We start from the raw sequence: 16,056 nt of genomic DNA on the forward strand, positions 1-16,056 counted from the left end.
ATTTGCGTCTTTTTGATAAGAGTATTTAGAAAAAGCTGTAATATTTAAAAAATAAAAATGTTTAAGTATACGTAACTTCTTTAGACAATTTTTTAATAAAATAAGATGGATATACTCCTGTCTTTTGATAAAAAGCTTTGGAAAAAGCACGATCATTATTATATCCTAGTTCTCTCGCAATTCCCTTAATACTATACAATCTAAATTTTGGATTTTCCTTAAGTTGTTCGATTACATAGTCTACCCTTAATTCATTGATGTAAACACTAAATCTTTTTTGTTTGTATTGATTAATGATTTTAGATAGATATTTAGAATTGGTATTTAGTTTTTTTGCGAGTACCGTAATGGTTAGATTACGAGCCAAAAATCCATTTTTGTTTTCAAATTGTGTAAGTCTTTCTAATATTTCTTGTACTATATTTTCTGGAATATCAATGGTTTTAGGATCTGTTTCAGTATTTTTTTGATCCACTACCGATGGTTCTGTAGGTTTTGTTTCAGGTTCGTTTTTGGGATGCATGATCGCTTCGTATCTCCTTTTATACTGTATGTTTCTATAATAAACATATCCAAAAACTATAGTAAGTATGAGAATCAATAATAAGGCAATACTAAACTTTAATGAGGATGTTTTATCCTTTTTTTCTAGAAATTCAATAAGCTTCTCTTTTTCTTCTAGCAATTTGGGTGTGTCATATTTCTTAGTGATTGTTTTGTTTAGGTTTTTGTAATCACTATCTAATATACTGTCTACAGCAAAGAGTTTGTTGATATAATATAATTGTTGATTTTTATCATCAATAGATTTATAATGATTTATAAATAGTTCATACGCTTCGCGCATTTCTATCGATCTATAATTTGTGTTTTCGAAATACCAATCAATATTCTGTAACGATTGGATCAACATTTCTTTATCATCAAGTTTTTTATAAATTTTGCTTAAGTGTAAATAACCGTCAATGATTATTCCCATATTGTGGGATTCTATTTTTTTAATGACAGGAATTGACTTGTTTATATTTTCTATAGAAGCGTTATATTTATCTTTATAGTATAAATTAATCCCTTCGGCTAATAGAAATGAGTGATATACATTTAGAGAGTCTTTAATAGATTCTTTTATTCCCTTGTTAGCATAGTAAGATGCTGAATCAAATTGTTTTAGTTTTCTATACGTTTCTACTAATCCTAAAACAGTAATCAAATGTTGACGACCTTCAATGTTTTTACTGGATTCATACTTCATAATATCCATATACATTTCCTTTGCCTCTTCATATTCTCCTATTTCATTCTTTAATCTTGCAATATTGTGCTTTATATCTTGATATATATTGGTGTTTACTTTATCAGTATATTTTAATCCACTTAGATAATCATCTAATGCTTTTTCATAATTTCCAATTTCTTTATACGTTCCTGCTCGATTAATATATGCCAGTACAGGGAAAAAGCTATGTTTAATATTAGGATTAGACGTAATAGAGCTATCCAAGTAGGCGATTCTTTTTAGAGGATTTTGCACATTATTAAAAGAAACTTGGAAATACGCTTTGGCTAAATTAAGGCTATCTTGTTCTTGTTCTTGTTTTGCTTTGGCTAGTAGTATGTTTGAAAAAAAGACTGCTTTGATCGAATCACTTGATTGTTCATATAGTAAAACCTCGATTTCATTAAACGATTTAGTTTGCAAAGAATCCGGAATCGCAATTTTTTGAGTGTATCCTATAGTAGTAATGATAAATACAAAGATCATAAGGATGATCTTCTGTTTTTTGATATGATGAGTTTGCATGGTTCAAAAATATTGAATTTAATGAGGAATCCAATACACTTCAACTAGAATCATAGTTGAACCATTGTGCTAAAGCTCCACATGTTCAGTGAACTAAATATTTTTTGATCCTTAAAAAAGGATACATATATATTTTAAAAGGAATTAAGTTTGGTTATATTTGCGGCAAAATAAACAAAATACATAATGTCAATATCTGATTTATTTGATAGTGGGTTTCAAAAGAGAAATCAAGACCATTTTGCTGCTATTGTAAGAGTAGCCATGAGTGATGGAGTTATAACAGACGAAGAGAGAGCGTTCTTAGATAGATTGGCTCGTAACCTTGATATTTCTGAAAATGATTATAAAGAAATTTCTAAGAATTATGCTGCTCATCCTATCAATCCTCCGACTAGTTATGATGCAAGATTAGAAAGGTTATTTGATTTAGCGAGAATGGTATATGCAGATAACATCAAAGGAGATGATCAGGTAGTTTTATTAGAAAAATTATGTATCGGATTAGGTTTTAAATCTGATAATGCAAAGTATGTTGTGGATAAAGCCTTAACATTAGTAGATCAAGATGTGGATGGAGATACTTTTGCCGAAGAGATTAAAAATATGAACAGATAATTTTCTTTTTAAACAAGGAAAACACATCCAACCAAAATGACAAAAGCCGCTTCTATGAAGCGGCTTTTTTAGCTATTTGTTTAACTATTTTATATAGTAGATCTTCTTGCTCAAAAGGTTTGGCGATAAAATCATCCATTCCAGATCTCAGGCATTTATCTCGTTCTGCTTCGGTAGCTCTGGCAGTAAAACCAATAATTGGAACCTCTGCTATGGCTTTATCTCCATAATTTTTGCGTATCATATGAGTTGCCTTATAGCCATCTATTTTAGATAATTCTAGATCCATAAGAACTAAGTCGTAATTTCTTCGTTCCATATAGCTAATGGCCTGTTCTCCATTCATAGCAACATCTACAAAGAAACTACCGTGACTAATAAGTATTTTCATAATTAAGAATTGCGTAGACTCTTCGTCTTCCACAACTAAAATTCTGAATTTCTTTTTTGATTCGGGTAAACTATATTTTTTCTTTTTCTTTTCTGGCTTAGCTTTTGAAATTTCAAACTTAAATGGTAGTTTAATATCAAAAGTAGTCCCTTTATCCGGTTCGCTAGTTACTTTAATTTCTCCATTCAGGAGGTCTACCAAATCTTTTACAATGGCTAGTCCTAATCCTGTTCCCGAAATCTGTTTGTCTCTATTAAAACGGGTAAATCTATCAAAGATATTTTCGAGGTCTTCTTCATGTATTCCTAATCCGGTATCTTCAATTTTGAAACTAACACTTAACTTATTGGTTCGTTGAAAGTTTTTAGTCACAGAAAGACTTACTTTACCTTCTTCAGTAAATTTGAAGGCGTTATTGAGCACATTATTAATGATCTGAAATACTCTGGTTCGATCTCCAATTAAATACTCCTGAATATTAGGATCAATATACGTTTCAAATGCTAATCCTCGGTCTTCAGCTAATTTCGAATAGGTTTCTTGGAAACCTTCCATGAGATTTACAAACAAAAAGCGCTCTTCTACAATTTTTATTTTACCAGATTCTATTTTAGAAATATCTACCATATCCTCTATTAAAGAGTTAAGATGTAGACTTTGTCTTTTAATAATTCTAGCTAATTCTTCTTGTTCAAAATTTAAATTGGTCTTTTGTAATACCTCTATAAATCCCAAAATACTGGTTAAAGGAGTTCTGATTTCATGATTGATATTAGCGATAAAACTGTTTTTAAATTTCTCTTTATCAATAAGGAATTTATTTTTGAGCTCTAATTCTTTAGCTCTAAGAACAGATTCATTTTTTTGTTGCGCTATTTTATTAAGCTCATGATATTTAGACGAATAATCGAATAATAGAATAACTACCTCTTTTGTATTGATTTTGATAGTTACATCGCATATCTTTTCTAGTTTTCCTTCTTCTAAGTGAATACAAGGAAAATTATAGGTTGTTTCTTCTTGTTCAAATATTTCTAAGAATCCTTTTATGATCTCGAAAAAAGGATGTGCATCATAAATAGAAGTACTGACTTTCCAACTAAAAATATTTGCATCGGTTTCCTTAATCACACCATCATGGCCTGTAATTGTGCATTGCATTTGTTGATCAAAAAACAACTTTTCTTCTTGGTAAGTCATAAGGCTATGATGTTATTTCGATAGAAAGATCAGTAAAGAAATTCTGAACATTTTTGTTTGTTTTAGCACTTGTTAAACAATCTACAGTAATGTTTAACTCATCAAATTTCTTTTGGATTTCTTTTTCGCTTACTAAATCTAACTTATTACCAATTGTTTTGATAATCACTTTTGGGTGATTTTTGGCTAGGTATTCTAAATCTTTAGTAAGATCTTTATAGGTGTCTATTCTTGTAAGGTCAAATACGTAAATAAAGGCATTCGAGCCAAGAAGATATGATTTTCGCGTGTCTTCGATATCGGTATGACCTTCGGTATCCCAAATGATCATCGAAAGTTCTCTGCCATCTGGCATTTCAACAACTTTCTTTTTTATCTGAACTCCTAATGTTACTTTATAATCTTCAGAAAATTCGTTGTCAACAAAACGTCTAAATAATGATGTTTTCCCAACTCCAAAGTGTCCTAAAAGCACTACTTTTTTAGACAATGTCATCTTCAAAATGTTTTTTTAATTTATTTGTAAAAAGCTCATTATTTTCTAGATCCCTTCTGGAAATATGATTCTTAGCAAATTCAATAATTTGATCTTCCAATACTTCTTTAAACATGATGTTGTAGGCACCAGAAATAACAGCTGCTATATAATAAGAATAAAAATTCTGTATATGTATAGTGTATAGTTCGTATTCTATAGTTTCTAAGTTTTGATTACCACCCTGAAAAGCATCCTCAACAAACCCCTTTATTGCGGTAAGCATACCAGCTACCATATCTTTATCAATTGTGCCATCAGAAAGAGGACTATAATCAGCAATAAGTAATCCTGAATCTTTTTCAACGACAAACATTTGGATTAATCTAGGTTTGGCGTAATCTGAAATTGCCAAATCACCGTCACTAATACCTTGTGCTTTTGCTTTGGTTCTTTTAAACCAATTTTTAAAAGAGAAAGCTTGTTTGGTTTTTTTGTTAATGTTGTCGCTTAAGAGTTTCATTTCATGAGCGATGTAGCGCTTAATCATCTTTCCAATAATTGGAAATAAAGCTTCTACAACGGCATCCTGAGAATTCTTAATTTCTTCTTTTAGCGTTTGTGTAATCGTTGGGCCTAGTGTTTTAGGAATTTCTTCAACAAATTCTTCTAATTTGTCATCAATAATAGGATCTACTTTCTCAGAAAGCTCTTGCTTCTGATAAACTATTTTACTAAGCTCTTCAACTTTTTTAGCAATGGAATCTGCATACTCCTTCTCATCTGTAAGAAGAAGTTCTTTAAGAATTTTAAATTTGTCCTGCTCTTCCATAATCTTGGATAGGCAGATTACTTATTAATTTTCTCACCCATGGCAATCAAAAGATCACCTAACGTTTTTCTGTCGACTTTTTTATCATCTAACATGGAAACTTTGTCTGCTAAATTATCTTCTAATTCAGTGATTCTAATATTGATATCAGTACTTAAATTATCAATCGCTTGATGTAGCTCTTTTCTAGTGTCTTCAATAAAATCTTCTAGTTCTTTCTTTTTAGAAGAAATGTCTTTTTTTACGGCGTCAAATTCAGAGTTATAAGCCGCAATATTTTCTCCAAAAATTAAATTTTTTATTGCTTCTATCTTTGAAGAAGGATCGTTAGCAACCTGTTCTTGGACAGCTTTAGTTTCTTTAGCCATTATCGGTCAATTTATGTTTATTCTATGAGCTAAAAGTAAATTTAATATAAAAACATTAAAAAATACAGTTAAGGAGTAATAATGTTAATCATTATTTCCTTTCAACTCCATTAAAAATATAATCCATCTAATCTATAGTCAAAGGGAAGAGTGAGGGGTAGGCCTACAGACAGATATATTTATTATGCAAGAATACTAAAAAAAAAGCAGTATCCAATTTAAATACAGATCATTGTATTATTATTACTATGTGAGATTGGAAGAATATATTATTTCGCACTCTCCTTTTGCATAAAAGATTCTACTTTCTTAACCATGTTTTTGCTTCCGCAGATAAACGGTGTTCTTTCGTGTAATTCAGTAGGTTTAATTTCTAGTATTCTTCTAAAACCATCACTAGCAAATCCACCAGCTTGTTCTGCTAAAAATGCCATAGGATTACATTCATATAACAATCGTAGTTTTCCATTAGGAGATTTGGAAGTACTAGGATACATATAAATCCCACCTTTTATCATATTTCTATGAATATCACTTACTAATGATCCGATATATCTAGATGTATAAGGACGATCATCTTTTTCTTCCTGGCAGTATTTTATATAATCTTTAATTCCTTGAGGGAAATGAATATAATTTCCTTCATTTACAGAATAAATTCTACCATCCTCGGGGAATGTCATATTAGGATGCGAAAGATAATAGGTTCCCAGAGCTGGGTTTAATGTAAAACCATTTACTCCATTTCCAGTTGTGTATACCAACATTGTGGAGGTTCCGTAAATAATGTATCCCGCTGCTACCTGCAAATTTCCAGGTTGTAAAAAATCTTCAATGGTTACGGGTGTTCCTGTTGGAGTAATTCTGCGATAAATAGAAAAGATAGTTCCTACTGAGACATTAACATCAATATTAGAGCTGCCATCTAAAGGATCCATTAAAACTACATAATTATTCCTATGATCGCTTTTTTGACCTTTAATGGTAATGAAATTATCATTTTCCTCAGAGGCAATACCACAAACAATTTCTCTATTGGTTAAGGTATTGATGAACGTTTCATTAGCAAGTACATCTAATTTTTGTTGATCTTCACCCTGTATATTTGTTTCTCCAACAGCTCCAGTTATGTCTACTAAACCTGCCTTGTTTACTTCGTGATTTACCATTTTTGCAGCAAGGCGAATGGAATTGATCAGTCGTGAAAGTTCACCACTAGCATATGGAAAATCTTTTTGGTTTTCTATAATAAATTCTCCTAAGGTTTGGTTTTTTCTTGTCATGTTAGGTTGTGTTGGATTTGTGCAAAAATATTATTTTTTAGACAACTAAAACGTTTTCGTAAGGCTAATTTGTCAAACTTTAGTGAGTTTTGTAAAAACTAAAATTAGTTCTATATAAGATTATAAAATTATCTAGATTCTAACACATATTTTATAGTTTTGATAAACTTTTGACCTATGGACTATATTATACGAGAAGGAGTGGCAGGAGATATGCCACAAGCACTTCAATTAATCAAAGAATTAGCCGTTTTTGAAAAAGAACCCGATGCTGTAGAAGTTACTGTAGATGATTTAGTAAAAGAAGGGTTTGGAAATAAACCATTGTTTCATTGCTTTGTCGCTGAGACATCAGTAGGTGAAATCGTAGGTTTGGCATTAGTTTATTTTAGATTTTCTACTTGGAAAGGAAGAACGGTTCATTTAGAAGATTTGATTGTGAGAGAATCTATGAGAGGTTCAGGTATTGGAATGGCTCTTTACAAAAGAGTGATGCAATATGGAACAGAAAAAGGTGTAAAACGTGTAGAATGGAATGTTTTGGATTGGAATACACCAGCGGTAAATTTTTATCTAAAAAGTGGTGCTAAGATTTTAGAAGGTTGGCAGGTAGTACAAATGGATGAACAAGGGTTACAAGCATTTGTGTCTAAGAATTAAGCTGAATTGTAGTATCGCATATCAGGAAATTAGATAAATCAATGAAAGTTTTTAAGTTTGGAGGAGCATCGGTAAAAGATGCCGAAGGAGTTCAAAATGTAATCAAGGTATTACAAAAAGTTGGGCATGCGGATACAATTATTATTATATCTGCTATGGGTAAGATGACAAATGCACTAGAAACAGTAGTTGCGAATTATCTAAACAAAAACCCCGAATTTAATAATTCTCTAGAGTTTATTAGAACATATCATCTTGGGATTTTAAAAGACCTTTTTCCGAATGCACAACATCCAGTTTTTGAGAAAGTTACCTCCTTGATTTCTGATATGGAAACTATGTTGAGAAGAAATAAATCCGTACAATATGATTATGTTTATGATCAGACGGTGAGTTATGGAGAATTAATTTCTACAACTATTGTTAGTGAATATTTGTCCGAAAAAGGGTATACGAATACATTATTGGATGCTCGTGATGTAATAAAAACGAATGATGATTACAGAGATGCTACTGTAGATTGGAAGCTAACTCAACAATGTATTAATGATAAAGTTGCTAAAACAGGGTTAACAATTACTCAGGGTTTTATTGGTTCCGATAGTAATAACTTTACGACCACTCTAGGAAGGGAAGGTAGTGATTATACTGCGGGGATTTTTGCCTATTGTACCAATGCCGCCAATGTTACTATATGGAAAGATGTTCCTGGTGTTTTAAATGGAGACCCAAGAGTTTTTCAGAACACAGAATTACTTTCACAAATTTCTTACGAAGAAGCAATTGAATTAGCTTTTTATGGAGCGTCTGTAATTCATCCTAAAACATTACAACCTCTACAAAGAAAAGAAATACCTTTATTCGTAAAATCATTTCTTAATCCGGAAAATGAAGGAACATCTGTAAGAAAAGGACAGAGTTTAGTCCCATATATGCCTTGTTTTATTGTTAAAAAAGATCAGATATTGTTATCACTTTCGTCTTTAGATTTTTCTTTCATTGTAGAAGAAAATATCAGCGAAATATTCAGTCTCTTCCATCAATACCATCTAAAAGTAGATCTTATTCAAAACTCTGCTATAAGTTTTTCTGTTTGTTTAGATGATAAATTTCATAATTTTGACGAGCTGTTAATTCATTTGAAAGCAAAATTTCGTGTGATCTATGAAAAGCATGTTTCGTTATTCACGATTAGACATTTTACAAGCAATGCAATTGAGTTTTTAGAAGAAAACAAGGATATTTTACTAAAACAGAGTACAAAAGAAACCTATCAAATGGTTGCAAAACAATAAGATACTCTATTCAATGATTTTGTTATATTTGTAGTTAGCACAAAACGTATTTAATGGCGGTAGTCACCTCAAAAGAAGTAGCCAAAGGGCTCAAATTAGATAAACTTGGTTTTATTGGCACTTTTGTTGGCTGGATGATTTTAAAAATCACAAGGTTATCAAAAATTAATCGTCAATATGACCGAATTAGTCATTTGAGGGGAGAAGATTTTGTAAACACGGTATTGGAGATGTACGGTGTTACTTTTGAAATTCCTCCAGAAGATTTAAAAAGATTACCCAAAAGCGGTGCATTTATTACCCTTTCTAATCATCCGCTTGGTGGGTTGGACGGAGTTTTATTGCTGAAATTAATGTTAGAACACCGTTCGGATTATAAGATTATAGCGAATTTTTTACTACATAATTTTGTTCCTTTAAAGCAGTATATAATGCCTGTAAATCCTTTTGAAGGAAGGAAAGAAGCAAAATCAAGTCTTAAAGGAATTAAAGATGCTATTAGGCATCTTAAAGAAGGAAAACCTTTGGGAATTTTTCCCGCTGGAGAAGTTTCTACGATTAAAGAAGGTAAACAGTATGTAGACAGACCTTGGGAGTCAGGAGCTATGCGATTGGTGAAAAAGGCAAAAGTCCCTGTAATTCCGATTTATTTTCATGCCAGAAATAGCCGATTGTTTTATCAATTAGCGTCAATGAACGATACCCTTAGAACTGCTAAATTGCCTAGTGAACTATTCTCACAAGAGAATAAGGTAATTAAGGTTAGAATTGGGAATCCTGTTTCTGTAAAAGATCAGGAGGAGTATGCTAATATTGAAGATTTTACCACATTTTTACGTAAAAAGACATACATGTTGGCAAATCCTTATGAGAAGAAAACATTAAGGGAATCTATTCCACAAAATCTTAAACTTCCTAAATCTCCTAAGCAAATCGCTTTAGAAGGTAGTATCAGTGCCATAGAATTGGAATTGGAGTATTGTAGAGAAAATGATAAGCGTTTACTTGCGAGCAAAAATTATGAGGTTTTCCTGGCAAAAACGGAATGTATTCCAAACGTAGTGCATGAAATAGGAAGATTACGGGAAATTACTTTTAGAGAAATAGGTGAAGGAACAAATCAGTCTATAGATTTAGATCCATTTGATGATTACTATCATCACATGTTTTTATGGGATAAAAGTGCCAAAAAATTAGCTGGTGCCTATAGAATGGGAATGGGTACAGAGATTTATTCTAAATATGGGATAGATGGATTTTACCTACAAGATCTTTTTAGATTTGAGCCAGAACTACATAAAATGATGAGCCAATCTATAGAAATGGGGAGGGCTTTTATTATCAAAGAATATCAGCAAAGACCAATGCCATTGTTTTTACTTTGGAAAGGAATTGTTCATTGTACCCTTAGATTTCCTGAGCACAAATATCTAATAGGCGGCGTAAGTATCAGTAATAAGTTTAGTAGCTTCTCTAAATCGTTGATGATAGAATTTATGAAATCTCATTATTATGATCCGTATGTTGCTCAGTATGTACGACCAAAGAAAGAGTTTAAGGTAAAACTAAAAGACGCTGATAAAGATTTTGTTTTTGATGAAAGTAGGAGCGATCTGAATAAGTTTGATAAAATTATTGATGAAATAGAACCTGGAAGCCTTCGTATACCAGTTCTAATAAAGAAATATATCAAGCAGAATGCTAAAGTAGTAGCATTTAACGTGGATCCTCTTTTTAATAATGCTGTAGATGGTTTAATGTATATCAGAATTGCAGATCTTCCTGATAGTACGGTTAAACCAGTGATGGAAGAATTTCAAGCGGAACTGGAGCAGAAGTACTTTAAGAATGCCGACAAATAATGTTATTGTCGGTGGTTTTGTGTATTTGATCGTAATATTCCCTTTTTTAAATAACCTATTTCTTTCAGTTCCTGAGATATTTTCCTAATTTGAAGGTTAAAATATCTAACTGTGGTAGTACAATACATTTATTTTGCAATTGCGCTGTTGGGCGTTATACTTTTTCTATTTCTGAATAAAAAGTTTTTCAAATGGCTACAGAGCAAAATAAGTAAATTAGAAAACAATATTTTCTTCGGAAGAACAAAATTCTCACAGTTTTTTAGATTCATTACACCTAGGAGAGAAAGGCATATATTAACTTTTATTCTTAGACTACTTAAAATTACTGTTGTTTTAATATTTTTCGTTTTCTATCTCCCTTTCTTATTTAGTTTGGTGCCGCAAACTAAAGAATATGCGGATGTAGTACTTGGGTATATAAAGAAACCATTGATATTTTTATATGAAGGTTTAATTGGATTTATACCCAATCTCTTTTTTATAATTGTAATTTTTTTAGTTACTAAATATCTAATAAGATTCTTAAAATATGTTACTACAGAATTAGAGAAGGAAGCAGTTAGATTAGATGGTTTTCATGCGGATTGGGCAAGACCTACATTTAATCTATTACGTGTTTTTATTATAGCTTTTGCATTGATTATTGTTTTCCCTTACATCCCTGGTTCGGATTCTCCTGCTTTTAAGGGATTATCAATTTTCTTTGGAATATTATTTTCTTTAGGATCTACATCAGCTATCTCTAATATTGTTGCCGGTGTTGTCATTACCTATATGAGACCTTTTAAAGTAGGAGATAGGGTGGAGATTGGTAATACTATCGGCGATGTCACGGAAAGAAGTTTATTGGTAACTAGAATTAGAACAATTAAGAATTTAGATGTTACCATTCCTAATTCTTCTATTCTAGGAAATCATATTATTAATTTCACAAAAAATGCATCAGAAGATGTGGGTGTTATTTTACATACTTCGGTAACCATAGGATATGATGTACCAAGTGATGATGTAATTGAAGCTCTTAAAAAAGGAGCAAAGAGTACAGATAGCATACTATCGGAACCTGTACCCTTTGTGTTGATTAAAAGTTTGGATGACTTTTATGTGCATTATGAATTAAATGTTTACACAAAAAATCCAGAAAAGTCATCTAAGATTTATTCTGTATTACACGAAAATATCAAAAATGAACTGCATCAGGCAGGAATTGAGATTTTATCTCCTCACTATCACGCTGTAAGAGATGGAAATTCTCTGACGGTACCTCCTTCTAATATTCCTGAGAATTATGCCAAACCAGGTTTCAAAATTGATCGATAAGGTGTTGTTGCATATTTAGGAAGTCTGTAGCACATTTTTAGCTACAAAATCTTTACAATACTCCTTAATCTGATTTCTGGTTTTTGTAAAAGCAGCATGAATTTCTTCTTCTGTTCCTTCTACTTTGGATGGATCAAAGAAGTTATAATGCAAACGTTCAGCTTTTCCTGGAAAGAATGGACATCTTTCCTTAGCGTTGTCACAAACTGTAAGTATATAATCAAATTTAATATCTAAATATTCATCTAGGTTGTTTGATGTATGATTTGATATATCAATATTATCTTCTTCCATAATAGCGATAGCTCTTGGATTAACTCCATGAGTTTCTACTCCTGCACTATACACTGTTGCGTTATCTGTTACAAAGTGTTTTAGATACCCTTCTGCCATTTGACTTCTACAAGAGTTTCCTGTACATAAAACTAAAATATTCATTTTGTGGTGTTTTGCGGTTATATAATTTTTTTACTTCTTCTTTCTAAAATGGTATTATCATACCAAATGTGATTTAATTTAGCTACTTTTTCTCTATACCCAATGATTCTAAAACCTACATTGGTGTGTAGCTTAATGCTAGCATTATTTTTACTAAAGATACCGGCTTGTAATGTCCAAAACCCTTCTTTTTCACTTTCGGTAATCAAATTGGTCAAAAGTAACTTTCCGATACCTAAATTTCGATGTTTTGATGTTATATAAATGCTAACTTCTGCAACACCTTTATAAACTTCTCTTTTAGATGTAGGTGCTAGTGCTGCCCAACCGACCGTTTCGGTATTTAGAACAGCTTTTAGCCTACAAGAATTAATATGTGATGTATCCCATTGTTCCCATGTTGGAACAGTAGTTTCGAAAGTTGCTGTACCAGTATCAATACCTTCTTTATAGATTGTAGCGATATTAGGCCAATCTTGTTTGGTAAAATTAGTTATTTCGACTTCGGCACTCATTATTTCTAGCAACACCCACTTCCAGGTGCACAAGCATTTGCGGTAGCGTTTGTTTCGGGAACGCCACAAGTTTCTTTTGCTTTGCAATCTGTTGGTTGTACTGATAATCGGATGATTAATTTTCCTTCTTGAGCACTAAAACCAGTAATGTGTAAATGAGCGGTATGAAACATAGTATTACCGTATTCAATTTTTACTACCGCATCCATATCATAAGTTGATATTTTTCCCACTTTTTGGAGAATGCCCAACGCTTTATAGGTGGTTAGATAATCTGTTTTTCCTAGTTCTAATGGACTTTCCCATAACTGTATGATAGTTTCTTTCCAAGAATCCTTTCCGGCACCACAGTCTACAGAATCAATAGTAACATGCTTAACTTCGGTAACGTGATAGTTTGCACCTACTAACATTCCTGGTGCATATTCGAAAAGTAACGACTTCTCCTGATGTTCTCCCAATAGAGAGATAAATTCTGATGTATTCATAATGTATTTTTTAGTTTAACAACAATTCTGTTTGGTGGTGTTAAAAAATGAGTTCAAATTTTGTTGTAATGCATTCCAACTGTCAATATCAATACAATAACACATGCTTTTTCCTTCGATCTCTCCTTTTAATAATCCAATACTCTTTAATTCCTTCAAATGTTGGGATATGGTAGCTTGCGCTAAACCTATTTCTTCTACCAGATCATTACATATACAAGCATTTTGTTTACTGATGTATTGTAGTATGGCAATTCTTGCTGGATGTCCAAGTATTTTAAAAAGTTGGGCCAATTCATTTTGCCTTTGATCAAATATTTGCGTTTTAGTAATACCCATATTTAAATTATAATATCGCAATATTACGATAATAAAATAAAACTAAAAAGCCAAAATTGTTTTTTTTGGCTTTTTATCCTATTTCTAGAACCAAGGTTTTCTGCCTACTTGATATGTTTGATAAAATTCGTCATCTGATTTTGTAAGATAAATGATACCTTCTATAATTCCTATAAGACCTCCAGCTCCACAAGTTACTACTGATATTACTAGTTGGATTAAGCCTTCTTTTGTATATCCTAATACGAATTTGTGAATGCCTAAAGAACCAAATAAAATCCCTAAAATACCTGCTAGAACCTTTTTATTGTCTCCAGTTACTTCATTAAAAGTTTCTTTGGCTTCTTTTGCAAACTCATTTGCCGTTTCTTTGGCATCTTCTGCAAAATCACTAATAGCATCTTTGGCATCATCTGCAAATTCACCTGCTTTTTCGGATGCCTTTTTAGCAGCATCTTTTGCACTATCAAAAGCTTCTTCAGCCCCTTTTTTTAGATCGTCACCAAGGTTTTTGTTTTCTTCGCTCATAAATAACAGTTATATAATTGATTAGTGAGTAGAAAGTTACAAAAAATATTTATCTCTTTTTGGCTTATAGAAATGCCTTGTCCACGGGTTCCCAGAGTTCAATTTTATTTCCTTCAGGATCTAGAATCCAACCAAATTTTCCATAGTCATACTCCTCAATTTCTCCTACTATTTGGACTCCTTCTTCCTTTAAGACCTTAAGAAGTTCTTCTAGGTTTTCTACCCTAAAATTCATCATAAACTGTTTTTTACTTGGTGTAAAATAGCTCGTATCTTCTTTAAAAGGACTCCATTGTGTAGAACAATCATTTCCTTCTTTATCTTTCCACCAAAAAGTACAGCCGTAGTCATCAACTGGTAATCCCAGATGTTTTCCATACCATTCTTTAGTAGCTTTTGGATCCTTTGTTTTAAAGAAAAATCCTCCTAATCCAGTTACTCTTTTCATATTTATATGTTTTTAGTAATTCCCTTGAAGAAGGGAATCTTATAAAATCGTTATTACTTACTTCTTTTTTACATTAGCTTCATATAATTCTATCCATTGTTTTGGAGTCATTTTAGAAGCAAGTTCTCCAATTAGTTGCATGGGAATTGTTTCAATTTTTTTAAATCGGACGCAACTTTTGCCCATATCTAGTTTTGTTTTTACATATTTAGGGTATTCTCCAACAAACCAATCCATTAAATTTTTATCCGCATAGATACCAGAATGATATACCGCAATAAAGTTCTTTTGAGATGCAATATTCATAAATGGTAAGGGTAATTTAGGATCACAATGATATCCGTTAGGGTATAGCTCATGAGGAACTACGTACCCTATCATTCCATAACTCATTACTTCTGAGAATCCATCTGGAAGATTCTCCAAAATCACTTTTCTAAGGGTTTGCATAGCTTCTTTACGTTCTTCTGGGATGGCATTGATATACTCTTCTGGTGAGTTTGCTTTATACTGCATGATCTGGTTTTGTTTTAGTTATTGGTGGTTGATTTTCTTTGCAAAATGAGACCTGAAATTAACGAAATTATAAATCCTATGATAAGAACAGTAAATGACATTAATAAAAAATTCATGACCGGACTGGAAAACAACTCCTTTTCGGCTTCAAGTTCTGCAAGCTTTATTTTAAATTCTTCTTCAGGAAGGGTTGATCTCATTTGCTCTACCATATGCCCATAGTATTCGGCGGCAAAATCTGGATTTATATATAAGATATAGATGACATCGATAATCCCAAATGCCAATGCAGCAAATAAGGATATCAGTATTCCTATGAGGAGGGCTTTTCCAAAAGAAACAATGCCATTATTCTCATGATCTCTATAATGTTTAATCCCAAAAAAAACGAAAAGTAAAGAAACGACCATGCTTGTATAGCCAATAACTTCTTGTGCGAAATAGGAAAGATTTCTACCTAAAGTAAGTGCTAATAGAAACAATATAGATATGGTGATAGCACCATAAATTCCATAACGAATAACTGTGTTTTTCATTTGTATATGTATTTATAAGGTTGAGCTCAAAAGTAAATTAGGTGCCCAAAAAACTACTCATACTAAAGTATGAAATCTTATTTTTAGCTAAAAGTGGTGATATTGTTTGTAGTGTACTTAGTAGTACTTTAGTGCTAAGT

At 31.9% G+C, this 16,056-nt stretch carries 19 protein-coding genes; 5 read left to right on the top strand and 14 right to left on the bottom strand.

Going from position 1 to position 16,056, the window contains the following annotated elements:
* Nucleotides 1-61 precede the first annotated feature (61 nt).
* Entirely contained in the window at nucleotides 62-1,801 is a 1,740-nt protein-coding gene (locus Q1B37_RS01060) for an AraC family transcriptional regulator (protein ID WP_299894475.1), read from the bottom strand.
* A 186-nt stretch (nucleotides 1,802-1,987) separates the two neighbouring features.
* Here Q1B37_RS01060 and Q1B37_RS01065 point away from each other — a divergent pair, with 186 nt between their 5' ends.
* Nucleotides 1,988-2,419: a TerB family tellurite resistance protein gene (locus Q1B37_RS01065; RefSeq protein WP_299894478.1), complete on the top strand. Its 432-nt coding sequence runs from the start codon at nucleotides 1,988-1,990 to the stop codon at nucleotides 2,417-2,419.
* Nucleotides 2,420-2,471: 52 nt separating this feature from the next.
* Here Q1B37_RS01065 and Q1B37_RS01070 read toward each other — a convergent pair whose 3' ends face one another.
* From Q1B37_RS01070 to fbp, 5 genes are all read right to left on the bottom strand, one after another.
* Nucleotides 2,472-4,010, bottom strand: a complete 1,539-nt coding sequence (locus tag Q1B37_RS01070) for an ATP-binding protein (protein WP_299894481.1) — start codon at nucleotides 4,008-4,010, stop codon at nucleotides 2,472-2,474.
* A 4-nt stretch (nucleotides 4,011-4,014) separates the two neighbouring features.
* A complete protein-coding gene (locus Q1B37_RS01075; RefSeq protein WP_299604300.1) occupies nucleotides 4,015-4,506 on the bottom strand; it encodes a Rab family GTPase in 492 nt (163 codons plus the stop codon).
* Nucleotides 4,493-5,317, bottom strand: a complete 825-nt coding sequence (locus tag Q1B37_RS01080; RefSeq protein WP_299604298.1) for a cell envelope biogenesis protein OmpA — start codon at nucleotides 5,315-5,317, stop codon at nucleotides 4,493-4,495. Before Q1B37_RS01080 ends, Q1B37_RS01075 begins: the two co-directional genes overlap by 14 nt.
* Nucleotides 5,318-5,334: 17 nt before the next feature.
* The gene (locus Q1B37_RS01085) at nucleotides 5,335-5,685 is read right to left on the bottom strand and encodes a fructose 1,6-bisphosphatase (protein ID WP_299604297.1); all 351 of its coding nucleotides are present in this window, start codon (nucleotides 5,683-5,685) and stop codon (nucleotides 5,335-5,337) included.
* A gap of 269 nt (nucleotides 5,686-5,954) precedes the next feature.
* Nucleotides 5,955-6,968 carry a class 1 fructose-bisphosphatase gene (gene fbp / locus Q1B37_RS01090; protein ID WP_299604295.1) on the bottom strand — a complete coding sequence of 338 codons (1,014 nt, stop codon included), beginning with the start codon at nucleotides 6,966-6,968 and terminating at the stop codon, nucleotides 5,955-5,957.
* Between the two features lie 177 nt (nucleotides 6,969-7,145).
* Here fbp and Q1B37_RS01095 point away from each other — a divergent pair, with 177 nt between their 5' ends.
* The 4 genes from Q1B37_RS01095 (at nucleotide 7,146) to Q1B37_RS01110 (ending at nucleotide 12,108) form a co-directional block, all read left to right on the top strand.
* Nucleotides 7,146-7,628: a GNAT family N-acetyltransferase gene (locus Q1B37_RS01095; RefSeq protein WP_299604293.1), complete on the top strand. Its 483-nt coding sequence runs from the start codon at nucleotides 7,146-7,148 to the stop codon at nucleotides 7,626-7,628.
* Between the two features lie 41 nt (nucleotides 7,629-7,669).
* Nucleotides 7,670-8,923 (top strand): aspartate kinase, encoded by a 1,254-nt coding sequence (locus Q1B37_RS01100; RefSeq protein WP_299894484.1) that lies wholly within the window; start codon nucleotides 7,670-7,672, stop codon nucleotides 8,921-8,923.
* Between the two features lie 53 nt (nucleotides 8,924-8,976).
* The gene (locus Q1B37_RS01105) at nucleotides 8,977-10,785 is read left to right on the top strand and encodes a lysophospholipid acyltransferase family protein (protein ID WP_299894487.1); all 1,809 of its coding nucleotides are present in this window, start codon (nucleotides 8,977-8,979) and stop codon (nucleotides 10,783-10,785) included.
* Between the two features lie 378 nt (nucleotides 10,786-11,163).
* On the top strand, nucleotides 11,164-12,108 hold the full coding sequence (locus tag Q1B37_RS01110; RefSeq protein WP_299894490.1) for a mechanosensitive ion channel family protein: 945 nt from the start codon (nucleotides 11,164-11,166) through the stop codon (nucleotides 12,106-12,108).
* Nucleotides 12,109-12,123: 15 nt separating this feature from the next.
* On the opposite strand, the gene Q1B37_RS01115 is transcribed toward Q1B37_RS01110, so the two are convergent.
* The 8 genes from Q1B37_RS01115 to Q1B37_RS01150 form a co-directional block, all read right to left on the bottom strand.
* Complete coding sequence (locus tag Q1B37_RS01115; RefSeq protein WP_299894493.1) at nucleotides 12,124-12,546, bottom strand: arsenate reductase ArsC; 423 nt, start codon at nucleotides 12,544-12,546, stop codon at nucleotides 12,124-12,126.
* A 17-nt stretch (nucleotides 12,547-12,563) separates the two neighbouring features.
* Nucleotides 12,564-13,061, bottom strand: a complete 498-nt coding sequence (locus Q1B37_RS01120; protein WP_299894496.1) for a GNAT family N-acetyltransferase — start codon at nucleotides 13,059-13,061, stop codon at nucleotides 12,564-12,566.
* Nucleotides 13,062-13,066: 5 nt separating this feature from the next.
* Nucleotides 13,067-13,549: a DUF6428 family protein gene (locus Q1B37_RS01125; RefSeq protein ID WP_299604279.1), complete on the bottom strand. Its 483-nt coding sequence runs from the start codon at nucleotides 13,547-13,549 to the stop codon at nucleotides 13,067-13,069.
* Between the two features lie 15 nt (nucleotides 13,550-13,564).
* Nucleotides 13,565-13,888: a metalloregulator ArsR/SmtB family transcription factor gene (locus Q1B37_RS01130; RefSeq protein WP_299604276.1), complete on the bottom strand. Its 324-nt coding sequence runs from the start codon at nucleotides 13,886-13,888 to the stop codon at nucleotides 13,565-13,567.
* A gap of 84 nt (nucleotides 13,889-13,972) precedes the next feature.
* The gene (locus Q1B37_RS01135) at nucleotides 13,973-14,416 is read right to left on the bottom strand and encodes an NINE protein (RefSeq protein ID WP_299604273.1); all 444 of its coding nucleotides are present in this window, start codon (nucleotides 14,414-14,416) and stop codon (nucleotides 13,973-13,975) included.
* 64 nt (nucleotides 14,417-14,480) lie between these two features.
* On the bottom strand, nucleotides 14,481-14,864 hold the full coding sequence (locus Q1B37_RS01140) for a VOC family protein (protein ID WP_299604271.1): 384 nt from the start codon (nucleotides 14,862-14,864) through the stop codon (nucleotides 14,481-14,483).
* Nucleotides 14,865-14,921: 57 nt separating this feature from the next.
* Nucleotides 14,922-15,380, bottom strand: a complete 459-nt coding sequence (locus tag Q1B37_RS01145; protein WP_299894499.1) for a DUF1801 domain-containing protein — start codon at nucleotides 15,378-15,380, stop codon at nucleotides 14,922-14,924.
* Nucleotides 15,381-15,394: 14 nt separating this feature from the next.
* Nucleotides 15,395-15,916 (bottom strand): DUF4199 domain-containing protein, encoded by a 522-nt coding sequence (locus tag Q1B37_RS01150; protein WP_299894502.1) that lies wholly within the window; start codon nucleotides 15,914-15,916, stop codon nucleotides 15,395-15,397.
* Between the last annotated feature and the right edge of the window lie 140 nt (nucleotides 15,917-16,056).

The sequence above is a fragment of the uncultured Aquimarina sp. genome (assembly GCF_947492965.1).
GTDB lineage: Bacteria > Bacteroidota > Bacteroidia > Flavobacteriales > Flavobacteriaceae > Aquimarina.

Excerpts from the sequence above, each read along its gene's own strand:
- Q1B37_RS01060 (WP_299894475.1), bottom strand. The coding sequence starts at position 1,801 with ATGCAAACTCATCATATCAAAAAACAGAAGATCATCCTTATGATCTTT.
- Q1B37_RS01065 (WP_299894478.1), top strand. The coding sequence starts at position 1,988 with ATGTCAATATCTGATTTATTTGATAGTGGGTTTCAAAAGAGAAATCAA.
- Q1B37_RS01070 (WP_299894481.1), bottom strand. The coding sequence starts at position 4,010 with ATGACTTACCAAGAAGAAAAGTTGTTTTTTGATCAACAAATGCAATGC.
- Q1B37_RS01075 (WP_299604300.1), bottom strand. The coding sequence starts at position 4,506 with ATGACATTGTCTAAAAAAGTAGTGCTTTTAGGACACTTTGGAGTTGGG.
- Q1B37_RS01080 (WP_299604298.1), bottom strand. The coding sequence starts at position 5,317 with ATGGAAGAGCAGGACAAATTTAAAATTCTTAAAGAACTTCTTCTTACA.
- Q1B37_RS01085 (WP_299604297.1), bottom strand. The coding sequence starts at position 5,685 with ATGGCTAAAGAAACTAAAGCTGTCCAAGAACAGGTTGCTAACGATCCT.
- fbp (WP_299604295.1), bottom strand. The coding sequence starts at position 6,968 with ATGACAAGAAAAAACCAAACCTTAGGAGAATTTATTATAGAAAACCAA.
- Q1B37_RS01095 (WP_299604293.1), top strand. The coding sequence starts at position 7,146 with ATGGACTATATTATACGAGAAGGAGTGGCAGGAGATATGCCACAAGCA.
- Q1B37_RS01100 (WP_299894484.1), top strand. The coding sequence starts at position 7,670 with ATGAAAGTTTTTAAGTTTGGAGGAGCATCGGTAAAAGATGCCGAAGGA.
- Q1B37_RS01105 (WP_299894487.1), top strand. The coding sequence starts at position 8,977 with ATGGCGGTAGTCACCTCAAAAGAAGTAGCCAAAGGGCTCAAATTAGAT.
- Q1B37_RS01115 (WP_299894493.1), bottom strand. The coding sequence starts at position 12,546 with ATGAATATTTTAGTTTTATGTACAGGAAACTCTTGTAGAAGTCAAATG.
- Q1B37_RS01120 (WP_299894496.1), bottom strand. The coding sequence starts at position 13,061 with ATGAGTGCCGAAGTCGAAATAACTAATTTTACCAAACAAGATTGGCCT.
- Q1B37_RS01125 (WP_299604279.1), bottom strand. The coding sequence starts at position 13,549 with ATGAATACATCAGAATTTATCTCTCTATTGGGAGAACATCAGGAGAAG.
- Q1B37_RS01130 (WP_299604276.1), bottom strand. The coding sequence starts at position 13,888 with ATGGGTATTACTAAAACGCAAATATTTGATCAAAGGCAAAATGAATTG.
- Q1B37_RS01135 (WP_299604273.1), bottom strand. The coding sequence starts at position 14,416 with ATGAGCGAAGAAAACAAAAACCTTGGTGACGATCTAAAAAAAGGGGCT.
- Q1B37_RS01140 (WP_299604271.1), bottom strand. The coding sequence starts at position 14,864 with ATGAAAAGAGTAACTGGATTAGGAGGATTTTTCTTTAAAACAAAGGAT.
- Q1B37_RS01145 (WP_299894499.1), bottom strand. The coding sequence starts at position 15,380 with ATGCAGTATAAAGCAAACTCACCAGAAGAGTATATCAATGCCATCCCA.
- Q1B37_RS01150 (WP_299894502.1), bottom strand. The coding sequence starts at position 15,916 with ATGAAAAACACAGTTATTCGTTATGGAATTTATGGTGCTATCACCATA.